Source organism: Actinoallomurus acanthiterrae (genome assembly GCF_054775715.1).
Genome location: NZ_BAAHCO010000001.1, coordinates 6,208,659 through 6,224,269 on the forward strand (window position 1 = coordinate 6,208,659; position 15,611 = coordinate 6,224,269).

A 15,611-nucleotide genomic window follows, 5' to 3' on the forward strand; every position below is an offset into this window, starting at 1 on the left:
GTTTGTGGCGCCGGGCCTCGTACGGTCCCCCTGGGTCACATGCCGGTGAGCATGTGGCGCATCTTGGCGATCTCGGCGGATTGGGAGCTGATGATGGAGGCCGCCAGGGCCTTGGCGTCCGGGTTGGAGCCTTGGGACTCTTCGGCCCTGGCCATGGTGACGGCGCCCTGGTGGTGTCTGATCATCATCTGCAGGAACATCCGGTCGAAGGGGCGGCCCGACAGCGTGCCGAGTCTCTTCATGTCCTGTTCGGACATCATCCCCTCGGCCATGTGCATGCCGCCCGGGGACGGCATCGGCGCTCCCCAGTCCCTGAGCCAGCCGGTCATCTTCCGGATCTCCGGGCCCTGAGCCTGCTTGATCTGCGCGGCCAGCGTCTTGACCTGCGGTGAGGAGGCTCTGGTGGCCGCTTGGTCGGCCATGACGATCGCCTGTTGATGGTGGGGGATCATCATCTGCGCGAACATCACGTCCTGGGCGTTGTGGCCCGCGGTCACCGATATGGAGTTAACGGCGACCGCGTGCCCCTCCGCCGCATGGCCGGTCATCGTCTGGTCCGTGTTCGCCGCGCCGCCCCCGCATGCCGCGAGCACGGCCGCGGCGACCATGGCGACGAGCGACGACAGTGCGCGCCTCATCTGTAGTGACCTTCCTGCTGATGGAGTAAGAGTCGTTCCGGGGCCCAGCGGGCATCCACTGTCTCCCTACCCGGTGGCGGCTTTGAGGTTGGTGGCGTCCAGGGCCGGACGGAGTTCCTGGGCGAGGGTGACGCCGTCGCCGGTGGCCCAGAAGTGCATGTAGAACAGGCGGGGTTGCTCGTCGAGGCTGTGGTTGTGGAGTTCGACGATCTCGATCCCGCCCTTGCGGAGCGCCTGGCCATTACCGCCGCCATCGCCCACACGTACGGCGCACCTACGGGGCCGTCAACCCTCCCGACGGCGGAGCCGACGTCTGGATCACCCTGCCCGCCGCGAACCACGGCCCCCGACCTTGACGTCGTGCGGCAGCCAATATGGCGAAGCATGGTGTCTGATTCGCTACATATCTGTCACCACTCGGGCATACCCGCGCCGATCGCGCGCTCCCCGGCGAGGTCAGTCGTGGGCCGGCAGATGACCGATCTGATGGTCGGCCACGCTCAGCGCCTCGTCGACCAGTCGCCGCAGATGCCCGTGGCCCAGGCTGTAGATCACACGGCGGCCCTCTTTGCGGGTCGTCACCAGCCCGGCGAGGCGTAGCCGGGCGAGATGCTGGCTGACCGAGGTACGCGACGCGGCACACGATTCGGCCAGCGTCGTCACGTCGGCTTCGCCTTCACCCAGACGCCGCAGCAGGGTCAGGCGGGTGCGGTCGGCGAGCAGTCCGAGCACCTCGACGGCCACCGTTATCCGCTTGCCATCATCTGGTTCCTGCGAGCCGTGCGCACCTGATAGATGCATGCGTGCGTTCATATGCACATAATGGAGGCGTCGCGACCCGAAGTCCAATCCCATCCCCCGCCCCGAGCCGCGAAAGGTGCAACCGCCCGTGAGCCAGCACACCGACACTCACGAACCCCACCGCCACGACCAGCACGACCACGCTCACGACGAGCACCACCACGGCCACGGCCACGGCCACGGCCACGGTGAGCGTCAGCACGCTCACGACGACCATGGCCATGACCACGATCACGGTGATGGCCGGTGGGCGCGGATCCGCCACCAGCTCGCGCACTTCGTCACTCCGCACAGCCACGAGGCCATGGACAAGGTCGACACGGCGATGGAGACCTCCCGCGAGGGCATGCGTACGCTGTGGCTGTCGCTGGGCATCCTCGGGCTTACCACGGTGATCCAGGCGACGGTCGTCGCACTGTCGGGATCTGTGGCTCTGCTCGGCGACACCATCCACAACGCGGCCGACGCGCTGACGGCGGTTCCGCTCGGCATCGCCTTCGTGCTCGGCCGAAGGGCGGCCAACCGCCGCTATACCTACGGCTACGGCCGCGCCGAGGACCTGGCCGGCATCGCCATCGTGGTGACCATCGCCGCTTCTTCGGCGCTGGCCGCCTATGAGGCCATCGACCGCCTGCTGAACCCGCGCGACATCGGTCACCTGTGGGCGGTGGCCATCGCCGCGTTGATCGGGTTCATCGGCAATGAGTGGGTCGCCCGGTATCGCATCCGCACCGGACGCCGCATCGGGTCGGCCGCGCTGATCGCCGACGGCCTGCACGCCCGGACCGACGGCTTCACCTCCCTCGCCGTCCTGCTGGGCGCCGGTGGCGCGGCCCTCGGCTGGAGTGCCGCCGACCCCATCGTGGGCCTGCTCATCACCGCCGCGATCCTGCTGGTGCTCAAGGACGCCGCCCGCGAGGTCTACCGGCGGCTGATGGACTCGGTGGACCCGGGCCTGGTGGAGTCCGCCGAGACCGCGCTGACGGACATCGACGGCGTGCGCGGCGTCGGGCAGGTGCGGATGCGCTGGATCGGCCACGCGCTGCGCGCCGAGGCCGACATCGTCGTCGATCCGCACCTGACCGTCGTCGAAGCCCACGAGCTCGCCGTCGCCGCCGAGCACGCCCTCATCCACGCCGTTCCCCGGCTCACCGCGGCCACCGTCCACACCGACCACACCGACCACGGCGAGGACCCGCACCACGAGCTCGCCCACCACGGCGCCCACTGATCGGCTCCCCCGCTCCCCCGCTCCCCCGCTCGCCCGGTCGCCCGGTCGACGCGACGGCCGACGCCCTTCAGGATTGAGCGCAACTACGACTGCAGGCCAGAGCATCGCGCCAGATCTACGAACGGGTCGCGCCCGTCTTGAACATCGTTCGCGGTGCCGCCACCGCCGATCCCGACATCGCCGAATTGTGGGAGACCAACAACACCCAGCGCGCCACCGTGCAGGAACGTCTCATCACCACCCTGGCCGACAAGACCTCGCTACATGACGGTCTGGATGTCGCGACCGCGGTCGACATCGCGCTGGCCATGCAGACGCCAGAGATGTACCAGTTCCTGACGGCGCGGCGCGGCTGGAGCCCGCAGCGATGGGAGCAGTGGACCGCAGACGCGCTGGTCACTCAACTACTCGGTCCCTGACGCCGACGGGGTTCCTCGCCTCGGCGGGCCACGATCCGTTTCTCCCGAGATCCGTGTGGAACGCGGATGTCGCTGAGCGCGTCGTACACGGCACAGGAGATCATCGGCGGTGGGAGAGAGATGGCGGACAGTCCCGGGTTGCTGACCCGTGTCGTGGCGGGCTTCAAGAAAGAGGTCCCGGCCAAGACACTGGAGTCGATCCAGAAGGCCGGGATCGGGGTGTACCGAGCGCTCGACGACGCCGAGGCGGTACGCCGCGACTTGGTCACCAAGGGGATCGACGCGTGGGGCGCCCCGGTCTCGGCGGGCGCACAGCAGCTGTTCGCCTGGAACGCCTACGTCCTCCAGACCCTGGGCGACAAGATGATCGAGGCGGACTACCGGGCCGACACGCGTACGGTCGGCTACCTGCCCAAGGTGACCGCCGAACAGGTCTGGGCGTTCTTCGGCCAGGTCGAGCACTGGCTGTCACTGACACGCCAGGCCGCGGCCAATCCGGCGTACCGGTTGGATGACGCGGTGTCCCTACCCGCCGACCTGCCGGGCTGGGTGGAGATCGAGCCGTGCCCGGCCGTACACCTGGAAGCGATGATCGCGGCCGGCGCCGCCATCCGCGAACACGCCGACGTGGCTCTGGGCACGTTCGAGACGACCTGCTCCGACGACGGGCATCAGGCCGACCTCGACCGGCTACGGCAGATCGCCGCGGAGGCCTCGTCGTCGGCCGACTACGCCGCCAACGTCTTCGAACCGGGAGCGAGCCAGGAGCTCCACGAGATCATCGAGCAACGCCTGCAGCACGCTCTGGAGACCTATTACCACCTCGGGCAGCTCATCGCGATGCCGAGCCTGCTAAAGACCTACCGGAACGCGGGCACGGCCAAGAACGGAGCCTCGGCCACCAGGCTCCCGCTGCCCGGGACGAGCGGTTTCGACCCCTGGTGCCTGACCGACCGGGGCTCCCTGTCCCGCTGGAAACGCGACGCGCAGGCGCGCAGGACGATCGACGAGATGTGGCGGCACGACCCCAACCCCGGCAAGACGCTGCGGATCCAGGAGCAGATCAACGCCGCGCGCCAGCGCGGTGACATCGCGCCGACCGACTCGATGTACTTCTGCTCTCCGTGGGCGTCCATCTACCGGGTCAAGAAATCCGTCGTGATCGGCAGGCGGCGGCTGCAGCCCGGCCAGGAGTTCACCTACGAGGTCTCCGCCGAAGAGATCCTCGACAGCGGCCGGTTCATCCGCCAGATCATCACCGGCCCCTTCCGGGCCACCTCACAGATCGAGTACGACGACCCGGGCGACGACCACTGAGAGCCGGTATGCGTCCGACGCGGGACGCATACCGGCCATCAGGCCGGCGGCCGTGCCGGCACACCGTGTTCGGCCGCCGGCCTGCCGATCAGGCGGCCAGTGGAGTACCGAGATCACCGGATACGTGAACCTGCGGCCCGCGGCTGTTGCGTTGTGCCGTCCAGGTGTGGAGCGCGGTGCGGCACGCGCGGTCGAGGTGACGGAGCTCGGAAAGGTCCAGTTCGACCGTTCGGTCGTGCGGTAGGGCCTCGAGGGTGTCGAGGATCCGGGGAAGCCGCAGGAACGTCGCGTTGCCGACCAGCCGGATCCGCAGCAACTCGGCGTTCTCGTCAACGTGAATCTGGATGTGAGAGACGTCCCAGGCGGTCTTCATCACGGCCAGGAGCAGCCCGACCAGAACGCCTTCGAGAAGGTTCGTGGTGACGATCGCGGCCATCGTGACCGTGAGGATGAGCGCTTCGCCGCGTTCGATCCGCCATTGGCGAGCCAGGTCCCGCTTGGGGATCAGTTTCCAGCCCGAATGGATCAGCACGCCGGCGAGCGCCGCCACAGGGATGACGCCGAGGGCCGCCGGCAGGAACACGGCGAACAGCAACAGCCAGCCTCCGTGCATGATCCGTGAGACCTTGGTGCGCGCCCCGGCCTGGACGTTGGCGGCGCTTCGTACGATCACGGCCGTCATCGGCAGGGCGCCGAGCAGACCGCAGACCGTGTTGCCGACCCCCTGGGCCATCAACTCCTTGTCATAGTCGGTGCGTGGTCCGTCGTGCATCCGGTCGACGGCCGCCGCGCTGAACAGGCTCTCGGCCGACGCGATGAGAGTGAACGCGACCACCGTGCCGAGCACGCCGACTTCGGCGAGGCGGCCGAAGTCTTCCGGTCCCGGCGGCTGCAGGACACCGAGGACGCCTTGGACGTCGATCTTCTTGACGGGCAACAGCGCGGCGGCACCGGTGGCCAGGACCACTGCGGCCAGCGGCGCTGGGATCACCTGTAGGCGTGTGGGAACGAAGCGCCACGAGGCCATGACGACGATCGTCGCGACGCCGATGCCGGCCGAGGCCAACGCCGCGGGCTCGCCGGCGGCTTTGACCAGCGTGCCGGGAAGGCCGCTGAGACCCTCCAGGCTGCTGCCCGGGGCCGGCCGAGCGCCACGTATGTTTGGCCGACCACCAGGACCAGCCCGATGCCGCCGAGCATGCCGTGGACCACCGAGACGGAGATCGCCCGGAACCAGCGACCGGCCTTGAACACCCCCAGGACGAGCTGCAGTAGCCCGGCGGCGAGAACGATCGCGCCGAGGCTCGCGGGCCCGTACGCCTTGACCGCCCCGAACACCAGGACCGTCAGGCCGGCGGCCGGGCCGCTGACCTGAAGGCTGCTGCCGGGGAGGACACCGACGAGCAGTCCGCCGACGATCCCCGTCACCAGCCCGGTCTCGGCCGGCATGCCCGAGGCGACGGCTACGCCCAGGCACAGCGGCACGGCGACGAGGAAGACGACGAGCGATGCGGACAGATCCCGTCGCAGGGTCTGCCGATCCGATAGGTAGGCGGAGAACATGGATTTTCGTTCGATCAACGACTGCACTACGTGTATCTCCTGGATCTGCTGACCGCGCTCAGCGCGGAAAACGGCTCGTAGACCGGTGAATGCGTACGAAGCGGGACACGGCCAGGCCGCGATGGCGGCATGCACGCCGGATCCCCGAGCAAGGCTCGAGGGCCGTCGTCGGGCCGCCTCCCGCTCGTACGAGCGGAACGATCAGCAGCGGAAGACTTGGAGCGCGGCCTGCCGGCGGCCGTTGGAGGGTTCGTCACGCGAGACGTCCCGGGGGCGCAGGCTCGGGCCCGCCGGAGGCGGGCCGCAGTCGGCGATGGGAGTCGCCGCATGGTCCGGCAGTGACATCTCCGTGGAGGTACGCGCGACATCGTCCCGGCACTCGACGATGTCCCGGTGGTGCAGCGACCCGTCGGCCTGCGTCTCCTGCGGTACGACGCACGCCTGCCCGGACGCCGGCGCCGCGGAGGACGACGTGACGGCAGACGATGCCGCCGCCTCGGCCCGCGAATGGTCGAGGCTCATGACGCCGAGCGCATGCAGGAACGCCAGGGCGGCCGCCAGCACGCTCAACGTGCAGGCCATCCTGAAGTTCCTGCCCACCTCGACCCCTCCCCGAAGATCAACCTTGTCCTGACGCAACGAGTCATCGCCCGCACCGGTTCCCGCTGAGCGCGGCTCCGGCACGGGCAGCCGCCAGGCGAGTCCCCGGTAGCGACCGATGCCGGGCAGGAACCGGCCGACCGACGCGGAGTAGCAGCGGTAGCGTTCACCGTGGACGCGATGCAGGTAGGGCTCTTCAACGGCGCGGACCTGAAGCTCGATCGCCACGACCGCCAGGGCCAGTCCCGCGACGGCGATGAGGTTCGGCACCATCGCCACCAGCCCGATCGCCGTGGCGATCATCGCGGTGAAGATGGGGTTGCGGGCCAGGGCGAACGCACCGGTGGTCACCAGGTCGGTGCGCTCGGCCTCGTCCACGCCCACCCGCCAGGACGCGCCCATCGACCATTGGGCCGCCATCGTGGCCGCCGCTCCGAGCACGGTGACCACTGGAACAAGGCCGAGCGGGCTCGGGTACGTCCAGGTCAGGCAGGGACCGCGGCAGCGGTGACGGCCGGGAGTTCTTGGAGCAGCCGCCGGAGACCCGCGTGGTCCTCGGAGTCCGCTCGGTGGGCGAGCCAGATCTCCAGTTGCCAGTTCGGCAGCGTCAGCGGGAGCAGGCGGACGCGTCCGGCGTTCAGTGCCTGTGATGCCGCGTACAGCGGGACGACGGCCACGTAGTCGGCGTCGGCGGCGAGTTCGACGGCGACGTCGGGAGCTCCGACGAGTTGGACGGGATGATGCCGGTCGCGTTCGGGGTGGGCGAACAGGTTCGCGAGTTCGTCGGCGGGGTCGCTTCCGGCGGCGGGTCGCGGGAGCGCGTGCACGGTGTAGTGGACCGCGACCTTCGTCGCCGTGAGGTCCTCAGGGGAGAGCCCGTCGCGTTCGGCCAGCGGATGGTCCGGCCCGCAGACCGCGACGAAAGGTGAGCGTGCGACGAGCCGCGACTGCAGGCTCGCGGGCAGTACCCGATGCACGACGAAGGCGGCGTCGACGGCTCCGTCGAGCAGGAGGGTGATCGCTTCGTCGCTGGTCGCGACCCGGCAGCGGACGTCGAGGGGGTGCTCGGCCAAGGCCTTCAGAATGGGCCGGAACAGCGTGGTGGCGAGGCTGGCGGGCGCGGTGAGGGTGAGCCGGCTGAGGTCCTGCCGGCGTACGGCGAGGCGGGCCTCGTCGAGGAGTTCCAGGCATCGCCGCGCGTAACCGAGGAAGCGCGTGCCGGCCGGGGTGAGCGTCGTGCCGCGCGCCCCTCTGGTGAACAGTTTCGCCTGGAGTCTGCGTTCCAGAGCGGACATGCGGGTGCTCACCGAGGGCTGGGACAGCTGGAGTTCCACGGCCGCGCCGCCGAAGCTGCCGGTCCGGGCGACGGCGTCGAAAACCACCAGATCGGCTGTTTCTATGCTTTCCAGTGGCATAGGCGCAGCTTAGGGCTAGGTCCAGGCAAACGCCGTCTACTCGGCGGTCGGCCCGTACGGCACGGTACCGGTACAGGCCCTGACCTTGGGTTTGAGCAGTGAAGTCGAGCCGGCGACCGGCGATTCCGGTCGCCACCTCTCGCCGGGGGTCCTGCCGACCGTGCCGAGCACAGAAGGAGCACACATGCCCGACCGTGACGCGGCGCCGCAGACGTCCGGCGTCTCACCCCGCGACGACCAGCGGCTCCACCGCAGCCTGGGAACGCTCTCACTGACCGCCATCACCTTCTCCAGCGTCATCGGCTCCGGCTGGCTGTTCGCCGCCTACAAGGCCTCGAAGCTGGCCGGGCCCGCGGCCCTGATCTCCTGGGTCGTCGCCGGGCTGGCCACGCTGCTGATCGCGCTGGTCTACATCGACCTGTCGTTTCGCCGGCCGCTGTCCGGAGGCAACGTCCGGTGGCCTCAGCTCGCCTCCGGCCCGCTGGTCGGCACGGTGATCGGCTGGGCGGTCTTCCTGCAGGCCGCCTACGCCGGACCGAGCGAGGCGACCGCGGTCGCCCAGTACTCCGGCCGATGGCTGCCGTGGCTGGTCTCGGGTGAGGCGCTCACCATGCCAGGCCGCCTGTGCGCGGCCGTCCTGCTCATCGTCGTGTTCGCCCTCAACATGATCGGCATCGGCTTCGTCGCGCGGGTCAACAACGCCGTCACCGCGGTGAAGTTCATCGTCCCGGCGCTGACGGTGGTGTTGCTGCTGGCCAGCGGGTTCGACACCAAGAACTACGCGGCGGGAGGCGGTTTCGCGCCCAACGGCTTCGCGGCGTCGCTGACCGCGATCGTCGGCGCCGGGCTGATCTACTCCTTCACCGGCATCAACGCCGCGGCGGTGCTGTCCGGGGAGGCGCGCGATCCCCGGCGTACGGTGCCCCGCGCGACGCTGACCGCCCTGGCCGTCTCCTTCGTCATCTACCTGGGCCTGCAACTGTCCATGCTGTTCACCCTCCCCACCGGCCTGCTCGGCTCCGGATGGCGCGGCGTCAACCTGACCTCGCCACTCGCCCAGCTCGCGAGCCTGATCGGCATGGGATGGCTGTCGTGGCTGCTGCTGGCCGACGCCGCCTTCTCCCCGACCGGAAGCATCCTGATCTCCGCGTCGGTCAAGGGCCGCTACACCTACGGCGCCGCCCAGAACGGCATCCTGCCGCGATTCTTCGCCGCCGTGCACGAACGCACCGGTATCCCGCGCCGCGCCCTGATGCTGAACCTCAGCATCGGCGTGGTCATCGTCCTGGCCCTGGGCAACTGGTCCGACATCGCCAGCTCCCTCAGCTTCTACTACGGGCTCAGCTACGCGGCCGTGTCCGTCGCGGTCACGGTCCTGTACGCGGCCGGCGACCGCACCGGCGGCTGGCTCGGCCGGTGGAGTCTCCCGGTCGGTGCGAGTTCGTTCGTCCTGTCCGGTCTCATCCTGTACTGGTCGGGCTGGGAACGCGTCCGCGTCGCCGCCCCGCTCTTGCTCATCGGCCTGGTCGTCTACGCCTTTCAGGGCATGGGCGGCCGCGCATCCCGTACGCGCCTGTCATACCGGACCGGTGCGTGGCTGATCGTCTTCCTCTGCGGACTCGGCCTCATGTCCTTCCTCGGCAGCTTCGAGGGCCGCGGCGTGATCGCGGCACCGTACGACTCGCTGCTCGTCGGCCTCGCCAGCCTCGCCATCTGGAGGGCGGCCTACCGGTCCGGGCTCGGCTGGCACCGGTCGGCGAGCGCCGAGACCGGGAGCGAACCGGCGGCTCCCGCATCAGGCTCACCGATCCCCGCGGAATGACCTCAGACGTGACCGCGCCGAACCGGCGGCCGAGCAACCGAACAGGAGAACCGAATTGCTGAACTGGGACGTCTCACGCTCACGGGCGCGCGGCTGCAAACGCTGGTCGAACCACGGGCCGGACGTGCTCGATCTCGGCGTCGCGGAGATGGACCTGCCGATCGCCGACCCCATCCTCGCCGCCGTCCGCGAGGCGACCGAGCGCCAGGCGTTCGGCTATCCGGTCGACGACCGTCTCAGCGGCGTCCCCACGGCGACGGCGGCCTGGCTCGGCCGGCAGGGACTCGCGGTGACCCCGGGCGACATCCGGCTCATCCCCGACGCGATGCGCGGCATCCTGCTCGCGATCCGGCATCTGACCGAGCCGTCGTCCCCGGTCGTCGTACCCACCCCCTCCTATCCTCGCTTCTTCGAGGTCGTCGCGGTCACCGGCCGCCCCTGCGTGCAGGTCCCGATGCGCCGCGAGGCCGGCCGGTACCGCCTCGACCTGGAGGGAATCGAGCGCGCCCTACGGGCCGGGGCGGGCTCGGTGATCCTCTGTCACCCCGCCAATCCGGTGGGACGCGTCTTCACCGCCGACGAGCTCGGCGAACTCGCGACGATCGTCGACCGGTACGGCGCCCGCGTCATTTCCGACGAGGTCCACGCACCGATCCGCTATATCGAGTCGTTCACGCCCTATGCGGCCCTCAGCGAGACCGCCCGGCGGCACGCGATCACCGTCACCAGCGCGACCAAGGCGTGGAACTTCCCCGGGCTGCGATGCGCCATGGTCGCGCTGACCAACGACCAGGACCACGCGATCTGGGACGGCATCCTCCACGTCGAGAAGAGCGGCATCAGCCCGCTCGGGATGATCGCCACCAGGGCCGCACTGGACGAAGGCGGACCATGGTTCAAAGAGGCCCTGACGTTCCTGGACGCCAACCGCCGTCTGGTCGCCGAGTTCCTGGCCGGAGCCGAGCCGCCCATTCGCGCCGACGCCCCTGAAGCGACGTACTTCTCCTGGCTGGACCTGACCGCCTTCGACCTCGGCGATCCGGCTGCGTTCCTCCTGGAGCACGCCGGCGTCGCCACCGGGGCGGGCCCGTCCTACGGGCAGGGCGGTGCCGGGCACGTCCGCCTGAACTTCGCCACCCCACCACCGGCCCTCCTCGATGCCCTGGAGCGGATCACCACGGCCCTGATCAAACGCCTGTGATCGGCTCTTGGCTTACGCAGGCCTTCGCCGTTAACGTATGAGCAATAGTTCAGATGAGCGGCTATAGGCACTGAAGCGAGAGCAGGACCATGCCCCTTCCACCCCGAGACTTCGATGCCGGAGCACCGACGGGCGAGGCGGCATGCGACGACGGCTGTTGCACCCCGATGGCCTCCCCGGGCTCCGTCCGCGACGAACACTGGTTGCGGGCTGCCCGGTGGGCCAAAGCGCTGTCCTGGGCGAGCCTGGTCTGGATGACCCTCGAAGGTGCGGTCGGTATGGCCGCAGGTATCGGGGCCGCCTCGATCGCCCTGATCGGCTGGGCGCTGTCCTCGGTCGTCGAGGGGCTGGCCAGTGTCATCGTGATCTGGCGCTTCACCGGGTCCCGGACCTTGTCCCCGACCGCCGAACACCGGGCGCAAAAGGCGGTCGCCGCCTCTTTCTGGCTGCTCGCTCCGTATGTCGCCGTGGAGTCGGTCTCCAACCTCATCACCGGACGGCACGCCGGCACCACCACCGTGGGCATCGCCGTGACGGCCGCCAGTCTGGTGGTCATGCCGGCGCTCGGCAATGCGAAACACCGTCTCGGCGCCCGCCTCGGCTCCGGAGCGACCACAGGTGAAGGCACCCAGAACCTGCTCTGCGCCTACCTCGCGGGCGCGGTCCTTCTCGGCCTGGCCGCCAACTCCTGGTTCGGCTGGTGGTGGCTCGATCCCCTGATCGGCCTCGCCGTGGCAACCGTCGCCGTGAAGGAAGGCCGTGAGGCATGGCGCGGCGAAGACTGTTGCTAGCCGGTACGGTGAAACATATGAACGATGGTGCAGATGTCACGAAGAGCGTGATGGGTCTGGGCGATTGCAGCGTGCGCATCGTCGACCGCGACCGGGTCGCCATCGTCGCGGCGGCGATGCCCGCCGAGGGTGATGTCGCGGAGCTGGCCGACATATTCGGTCTCCTCGCCGACCCTGGGCGGCTCCGCGTGCTGGTCGCCCTGCTCGAAGGCGAGATGTGCGTATGCGACCTCGCCGCGGTCGCCGGCGCGAGCGAGTCGGCGGTCTCGCACCACCTGCGGCTCCTGCGCGCGCACCGAGTCGTTCATGTGCGCCGTAAGGGGCGGATGGCCTATTACCGGCTCGCCGACGCGCACGTACGAATGTTGCTGGACGTGGCCCTCACCCACATCGGGCACGCCCCCGCAGCCGCCCACCCCGAGCATGGTCCGACAGTGGAGAACACTAATGAGTAGCAAGCCCGCGGACACGCACGCCGATCACGATCACGATCACGAAGGCGAAGGCGGCGGTCACCCAGGCCACTCCCACGGAGTGAGCGCGGACGCCGACAAGCGCTACCTGACCGGCGCGCTCGCGCTGATCGTCGCCTTCATGGCCGGCGAGGTCGTGATCGGCATTGTGGCGAGTTCGCTGGCCTTGATCTCCGACGCCGCCCACATGCTGACGGACGCCGCTTCCATCGTGCTGGCGCTGGTGGCGATGCGACTGGCCGCCAAACCGCCCGCGGGCGGCTACACCTATGGGCTCAAGCGCTCAGAGATCCTCTCGGCCCAGGCCAACGGACTGTCGCTGCTGCTGCTATCCGCATGGCTGGGATATGAGGCGATCCGCCGGCTCTTCGCACCACCGGAAGTCACCGGCGGACTGGTGCTGGGCACGGCACTGGTCGGCGTCGCCATCAACGTCGCGGCCACCTGGATGATCAGCAAGGCCAACCGGTCGAGCCTCAACGTCGAAGGCGCCTTCCAGCACATCCTCACCGACCTGTACGCCTTCATCGCCACCGCCATAGCCGGGTTGATCATGGTGCTCACCGGCTTCGCCCGCGCGGACGCGATCGCCTCCCTCGTCGTGGTCGCCCTGATGCTCAAGGCCGGCGTCGGACTGGTACGCGAATCCGGTCGCATCTTCCTGGAGGCCGCCCCCGCCGGGCTCTCCCCCGAGCGCGTCGGCCAGGCACTCGCCGCTCGCCCTCACGTCACCGAGGTACACGACCTGCACATCTGGCAGATCACCTCCGGCATGCCGGCCGCATCGGCGCATGTCCTGGTCGCCTCGGGCGAGGACTGTCACGCCGTACGCGCCGACCTCGAAGCCGTCCTGGCCGCCGAATACAAGATCACCCACACCACGCTTCAGGTCGACCACACGCAGGATGCGCTGCTGTCCATCGCCACAGGTGACGCGGCAGGCGAACACTGCGACGAGTCACACGGCCCCGTGCACCGCCCGAACGGTTCGTAGGCCGCCCGCAAGCTCCGTCAAGCGACAGACGCGGCCGTCGGCGACCGGGTGGTAGCACCAGATCCTCGGTGCCGAGGACGTAGGCGGCCGGCACGCCGAGTGCGGCCGGATCGATGGGGGCGAGATGCGGGCGACCGTCTCGGTGAAGAAGCGCAGCGGCTGTGAATATTGAGCTAACTTGAGGACGACCGTCATGTAGATGACACACTTAGATTTCGGGAGGCTCTCGTGAAGCCGCGGTCCCTGGTCTTCGACCTGTTCGGCGACTACCTGCGCTACCGCGGCGGCGCGGTGCGGCTGCGCGGACTGGTCGCACTGATGGAGTGCTTCGACGTCCCGGAGTCGACCGTGCGGGTGGTGGCCGCACGGATGCGCAGGGAGGGCTGGCTGGAGACGAGCCGCGAGGGCAGGGAGACGGTCTACGCCCTGACCGAGGCCGCCTGGCAGCTGCTCGACGAGGGCCGTGCGCGCATCTTCGCGCGCGAGCAGGGACCGTGGGACGGCCGATGGCACATGGTCATCTACTCGGTGCCCGAGTCCGAGCGCGCGCTGCGCGAGCAACTGCGCAAACGCCTGTCCTGGCTGGGATACGGCCTGCTGTCGGCGTCGGTCTGGATCAGCCCGCACGACAGGGGAGAGCAGGTCACAGCCGACTTCGCCGACCACCCTTCAGCCCGGATCGACATTTTGCAGGCGCGCTCGACCGGGCTTGCTGCCGACCGGGACATGGCCGCCCGGTCCTGGGACCTCGCGACCCTGGACGAGGACTACGGCGAGTTGCTCGCCCGCTACCGGCCCCGCCTGGCTCGCTATCGGGTCGGCGAACCGCTCGGACGCGAGGCGCTGGTCGAGCGGATGCGGTTGATCCACGACTACCGGATGTTCCCGTTCCGCGATCCCGACCTGCCGCCCGAACTGCTGCCGGAGGGGTGGACCGGCAGGGACGCCCACGAGGTTTTCCTTGAAGCCCACGGCCTGCTGCGCGGCGAGGCGGAGGCCTGCGTGGACCGGTTGATCTCCGGCTAGTGCGCGTCAAAATCTAGACGACCGTCTTTCAAGTGACGTACTTTGACGGAAAGGAACCCCGCAAGCCTTAAAGAGGAGGGACCGTGACGGTCGGGGAGATGGAGGAGCGCGCCGCGTTGGAGCGGCTGTACGCCGACTTCGCCGCCGCGCACCTGGCGCCCTTGTGGACCCAGCGCGAGGGCCTGATGCCCGAGGAGCCGCTGTCCGACGCCGTGCCGGCCCTTTGGCGCTGGTCGGTGCTGCACCCGCTGGCCGCGCGCAGCGGGGAGTTGGTGCCGGTGGGGCGGGGCGGGGAGCGGCGGGCCATCGCGCTGGTCAACCCCGGTCTGCCGGGCACGGCCTACGCCACGCCGACGTTGTGGGCCGCCATCCAGTACCTGGGCCCCGGCGAGGAGGCCCCCGCGCACCGGCACTCACAGACCGCGTTCCGCTTCGTCGTGGAGGGCGAGGGGGTGTGGACCAACGTGGAGGGCGACCCCGTCGCGATGCGCCGCGGCGACCTCCTCCTCACGCCCGGCATGCACTTCCACGAACACCACAACACCACCGACCGCCCGATGGCCTGGATCGACGGTCTGGACATCCCGCTGGTCAGGCACCTCGACGCCGGATTCTTCGAGTTCGGCCCGGATGAGCTCGGCACCCGCGCCACACCGGCCGTGTCGCGCAACGAGCGGCTCTGGGGCCACCCCGGGCTGTACCCGGTCGGCGCGCCCACGCCCGCGGCCTCGCCGTTGATGGCCTATCGCTGGGAGCACACCGACGCGGCGCTCACCGCCCAGTTGCAGCTGGAGGACGAGGGCTTCCCCGGTGTCACCGAGCCCGGTCACGCCGTCGTCCGCTTCACCAATCCGGCCACCGCGCGCGACGCGCTGTCCACCATCCGCACCGAGATGCACCGGCTCCGGCCAGGGACCCGCACCGCGACCGTCCGGGTGGTCGGCTCGGCCGTTTGGCAGGTCTTCGACGGCAGCGGCACGGTGACCGTCGCAGACCGCCGCTACGAGGTGACCACCGGCGACCTGTTCGCCGTCCCGTCATGGGCGCCCCTGACCATCGAGACCCGTGACGGCCTTGACGCCTTCCGATTCTCCGACGACCCCGTCTATGAGGCCATCGGCCTGGCCCGCACCCGCCGAGAGGAAGGCTCGGCATGAGGCTCGCCACGATCCGTACCCCTCATGGCACCCGCGCCACCGGTACGCCCGGCGGGGTCGGCCACGCTCGCAAGCCGTCGCGTTACCTCGGCGAAGGCACCGAGCTGATCACCCGCATCGAGGGCATCGGCGAGTGCCGCGACCTGCTGGTGAGGCGCTGACC

General features: G+C 69.5%; 18 protein-coding genes. 11 read left to right on the plus strand and 7 right to left on the minus strand.

Annotated features, from left to right (window positions below; translation table 11 throughout):
* Window positions 1-35 precede the first annotated feature (35 nt).
* The 3 genes from ACYVF7_RS29490 to ACYVF7_RS29500 all read right to left on the minus strand — a co-directional run bounded on the left by ACYVF7_RS29490 (window position 36) and on the right by ACYVF7_RS29500 (window position 1,451).
* Window positions 36-638, minus strand: coding sequence for a DUF305 domain-containing protein (locus tag ACYVF7_RS29490; protein ID WP_460347165.1), 603 nt, complete (start codon window positions 636-638; stop codon window positions 36-38).
* 66 nt (window positions 639-704) lie between these two features.
* Window positions 705-899, minus strand: coding sequence for a DUF1259 domain-containing protein (locus tag ACYVF7_RS29495; RefSeq protein ID WP_460347167.1), 195 nt, complete (start codon window positions 897-899; stop codon window positions 705-707).
* A 195-nt stretch (window positions 900-1,094) separates the two neighbouring features.
* Window positions 1,095-1,451 carry an ArsR/SmtB family transcription factor gene (locus ACYVF7_RS29500; protein ID WP_460347169.1) on the minus strand — a complete coding sequence of 119 codons (357 nt, stop codon included), beginning with the start codon at window positions 1,449-1,451 and terminating at the stop codon, window positions 1,095-1,097.
* A gap of 76 nt (window positions 1,452-1,527) precedes the next feature.
* Between ACYVF7_RS29500 and ACYVF7_RS29505 the strand changes: the two genes are divergently transcribed.
* From ACYVF7_RS29505 to ACYVF7_RS29515, 3 genes are all read left to right on the plus strand, one after another.
* Window positions 1,528-2,670, plus strand: a complete 1,143-nt coding sequence (locus ACYVF7_RS29505) for a cation diffusion facilitator family transporter (RefSeq protein ID WP_460347171.1) — start codon at window positions 1,528-1,530, stop codon at window positions 2,668-2,670.
* A gap of 137 nt (window positions 2,671-2,807) precedes the next feature.
* Window positions 2,808-3,089, plus strand: coding sequence for a hypothetical protein (locus ACYVF7_RS29510; RefSeq protein WP_460347173.1), 282 nt, complete (start codon window positions 2,808-2,810; stop codon window positions 3,087-3,089).
* A 66-nt stretch (window positions 3,090-3,155) separates the two neighbouring features.
* Window positions 3,156-4,406, plus strand: coding sequence for a hypothetical protein (locus ACYVF7_RS29515; RefSeq protein ID WP_460347175.1), 1,251 nt, complete (start codon window positions 3,156-3,158; stop codon window positions 4,404-4,406).
* 88 nt (window positions 4,407-4,494) lie between these two features.
* Here ACYVF7_RS29515 and ACYVF7_RS29520 read toward each other — a convergent pair whose 3' ends face one another.
* From ACYVF7_RS29520 to ACYVF7_RS29535, 4 genes are all read right to left on the minus strand, one after another.
* Window positions 4,495-5,433: a SulP family inorganic anion transporter gene (locus tag ACYVF7_RS29520; RefSeq protein WP_460347177.1), complete on the minus strand. Its 939-nt coding sequence runs from the start codon at window positions 5,431-5,433 to the stop codon at window positions 4,495-4,497.
* On the minus strand, window positions 5,394-5,969 hold the full coding sequence (locus ACYVF7_RS29525; RefSeq protein ID WP_460347179.1) for a SulP family inorganic anion transporter: 576 nt from the start codon (window positions 5,967-5,969) through the stop codon (window positions 5,394-5,396). The genes ACYVF7_RS29520 and ACYVF7_RS29525 overlap by 40 nt, the downstream gene beginning before the upstream one ends.
* A gap of 201 nt (window positions 5,970-6,170) precedes the next feature.
* Entirely contained in the window at window positions 6,171-7,010 is an 840-nt protein-coding gene (locus ACYVF7_RS29530) for a methyltransferase family protein (RefSeq protein ID WP_460347181.1), read from the minus strand.
* 44 nt (window positions 7,011-7,054) lie between these two features.
* Window positions 7,055-7,984: a LysR family transcriptional regulator gene (locus tag ACYVF7_RS29535; protein WP_460347183.1), complete on the minus strand. Its 930-nt coding sequence runs from the start codon at window positions 7,982-7,984 to the stop codon at window positions 7,055-7,057.
* A gap of 184 nt (window positions 7,985-8,168) precedes the next feature.
* On the opposite strand from ACYVF7_RS29535, the gene ACYVF7_RS29540 reads away from it, so the two are divergent.
* The 8 genes from ACYVF7_RS29540 (at window position 8,169) to ACYVF7_RS29575 (ending at window position 15,609) form a co-directional block, all read left to right on the plus strand.
* Window positions 8,169-9,806 carry an APC family permease gene (locus tag ACYVF7_RS29540; RefSeq protein WP_460347185.1) on the plus strand — a complete coding sequence of 546 codons (1,638 nt, stop codon included), beginning with the start codon at window positions 8,169-8,171 and terminating at the stop codon, window positions 9,804-9,806.
* 55 nt (window positions 9,807-9,861) lie between these two features.
* Window positions 9,862-11,007 carry a MalY/PatB family protein gene (locus ACYVF7_RS29545; protein ID WP_460347187.1) on the plus strand — a complete coding sequence of 382 codons (1,146 nt, stop codon included), beginning with the start codon at window positions 9,862-9,864 and terminating at the stop codon, window positions 11,005-11,007.
* Window positions 11,008-11,261: 254 nt separating this feature from the next.
* The gene (locus ACYVF7_RS29550) at window positions 11,262-11,798 is read left to right on the plus strand and encodes a cation diffusion facilitator family transporter (protein ID WP_460347190.1); all 537 of its coding nucleotides are present in this window, start codon (window positions 11,262-11,264) and stop codon (window positions 11,796-11,798) included.
* 17 nt (window positions 11,799-11,815) lie between these two features.
* Window positions 11,816-12,253, plus strand: a complete 438-nt coding sequence (locus tag ACYVF7_RS29555; RefSeq protein WP_460347192.1) for an ArsR/SmtB family transcription factor — start codon at window positions 11,816-11,818, stop codon at window positions 12,251-12,253.
* Window positions 12,246-13,265 (plus strand): cation diffusion facilitator family transporter, encoded by a 1,020-nt coding sequence (locus tag ACYVF7_RS29560; protein WP_460347194.1) that lies wholly within the window; start codon window positions 12,246-12,248, stop codon window positions 13,263-13,265. The genes ACYVF7_RS29555 and ACYVF7_RS29560 overlap by 8 nt, the downstream gene beginning before the upstream one ends.
* A 228-nt stretch (window positions 13,266-13,493) precedes the next feature.
* Entirely contained in the window at window positions 13,494-14,291 is a 798-nt protein-coding gene (locus tag ACYVF7_RS29565; RefSeq protein ID WP_460347196.1) for a PaaX family transcriptional regulator, read from the plus strand.
* Window positions 14,292-14,374: 83 nt separating this feature from the next.
* Window positions 14,375-15,448 carry a cupin domain-containing protein gene (locus ACYVF7_RS29570; RefSeq protein ID WP_460347199.1) on the plus strand — a complete coding sequence of 358 codons (1,074 nt, stop codon included), beginning with the start codon at window positions 14,375-14,377 and terminating at the stop codon, window positions 15,446-15,448.
* A complete protein-coding gene (locus ACYVF7_RS29575; RefSeq protein WP_460347201.1) occupies window positions 15,445-15,609 on the plus strand; it encodes a hypothetical protein in 165 nt (54 codons plus the stop codon). The genes ACYVF7_RS29570 and ACYVF7_RS29575 overlap by 4 nt, the downstream gene beginning before the upstream one ends.
* Window positions 15,610-15,611: the final 2 nt, after the last annotated feature.

What these genes read in the sequence shown, in the direction of transcription:
- ACYVF7_RS29560 (WP_460347194.1), top strand. Translation starts at nt 12,246, where the DNA reads ATGAGTAGCAAGCCCGCGGACACGCACGCCGATCACGATCACGATCAC.
- ACYVF7_RS29520 (WP_460347177.1), bottom strand. Translation starts at nt 5,433, where the DNA reads ATGGCCTCGTGGCGCTTCGTTCCCACACGCCTACAGGTGATCCCAGCG.
- ACYVF7_RS29575 (WP_460347201.1), top strand. Translation starts at nt 15,445, where the DNA reads ATGAGGCTCGCCACGATCCGTACCCCTCATGGCACCCGCGCCACCGGT.
- ACYVF7_RS29535 (WP_460347183.1), bottom strand. Translation starts at nt 7,984, where the DNA reads ATGCCACTGGAAAGCATAGAAACAGCCGATCTGGTGGTTTTCGACGCC.
- ACYVF7_RS29550 (WP_460347190.1), top strand. Translation starts at nt 11,262, where the DNA reads ATGACCCTCGAAGGTGCGGTCGGTATGGCCGCAGGTATCGGGGCCGCC.
- ACYVF7_RS29540 (WP_460347185.1), top strand. Translation starts at nt 8,169, where the DNA reads ATGCCCGACCGTGACGCGGCGCCGCAGACGTCCGGCGTCTCACCCCGC.
- ACYVF7_RS29490 (WP_460347165.1), bottom strand. Translation starts at nt 638, where the DNA reads ATGAGGCGCGCACTGTCGTCGCTCGTCGCCATGGTCGCCGCGGCCGTG.
- ACYVF7_RS29555 (WP_460347192.1), top strand. Translation starts at nt 11,816, where the DNA reads ATGAACGATGGTGCAGATGTCACGAAGAGCGTGATGGGTCTGGGCGAT.
- ACYVF7_RS29525 (WP_460347179.1), bottom strand. Translation starts at nt 5,969, where the DNA reads ATGTTCTCCGCCTACCTATCGGATCGGCAGACCCTGCGACGGGATCTG.
- ACYVF7_RS29500 (WP_460347169.1), bottom strand. Translation starts at nt 1,451, where the DNA reads ATGAACGCACGCATGCATCTATCAGGTGCGCACGGCTCGCAGGAACCA.
- ACYVF7_RS29515 (WP_460347175.1), top strand. Translation starts at nt 3,156, where the DNA reads ATGTCGCTGAGCGCGTCGTACACGGCACAGGAGATCATCGGCGGTGGG.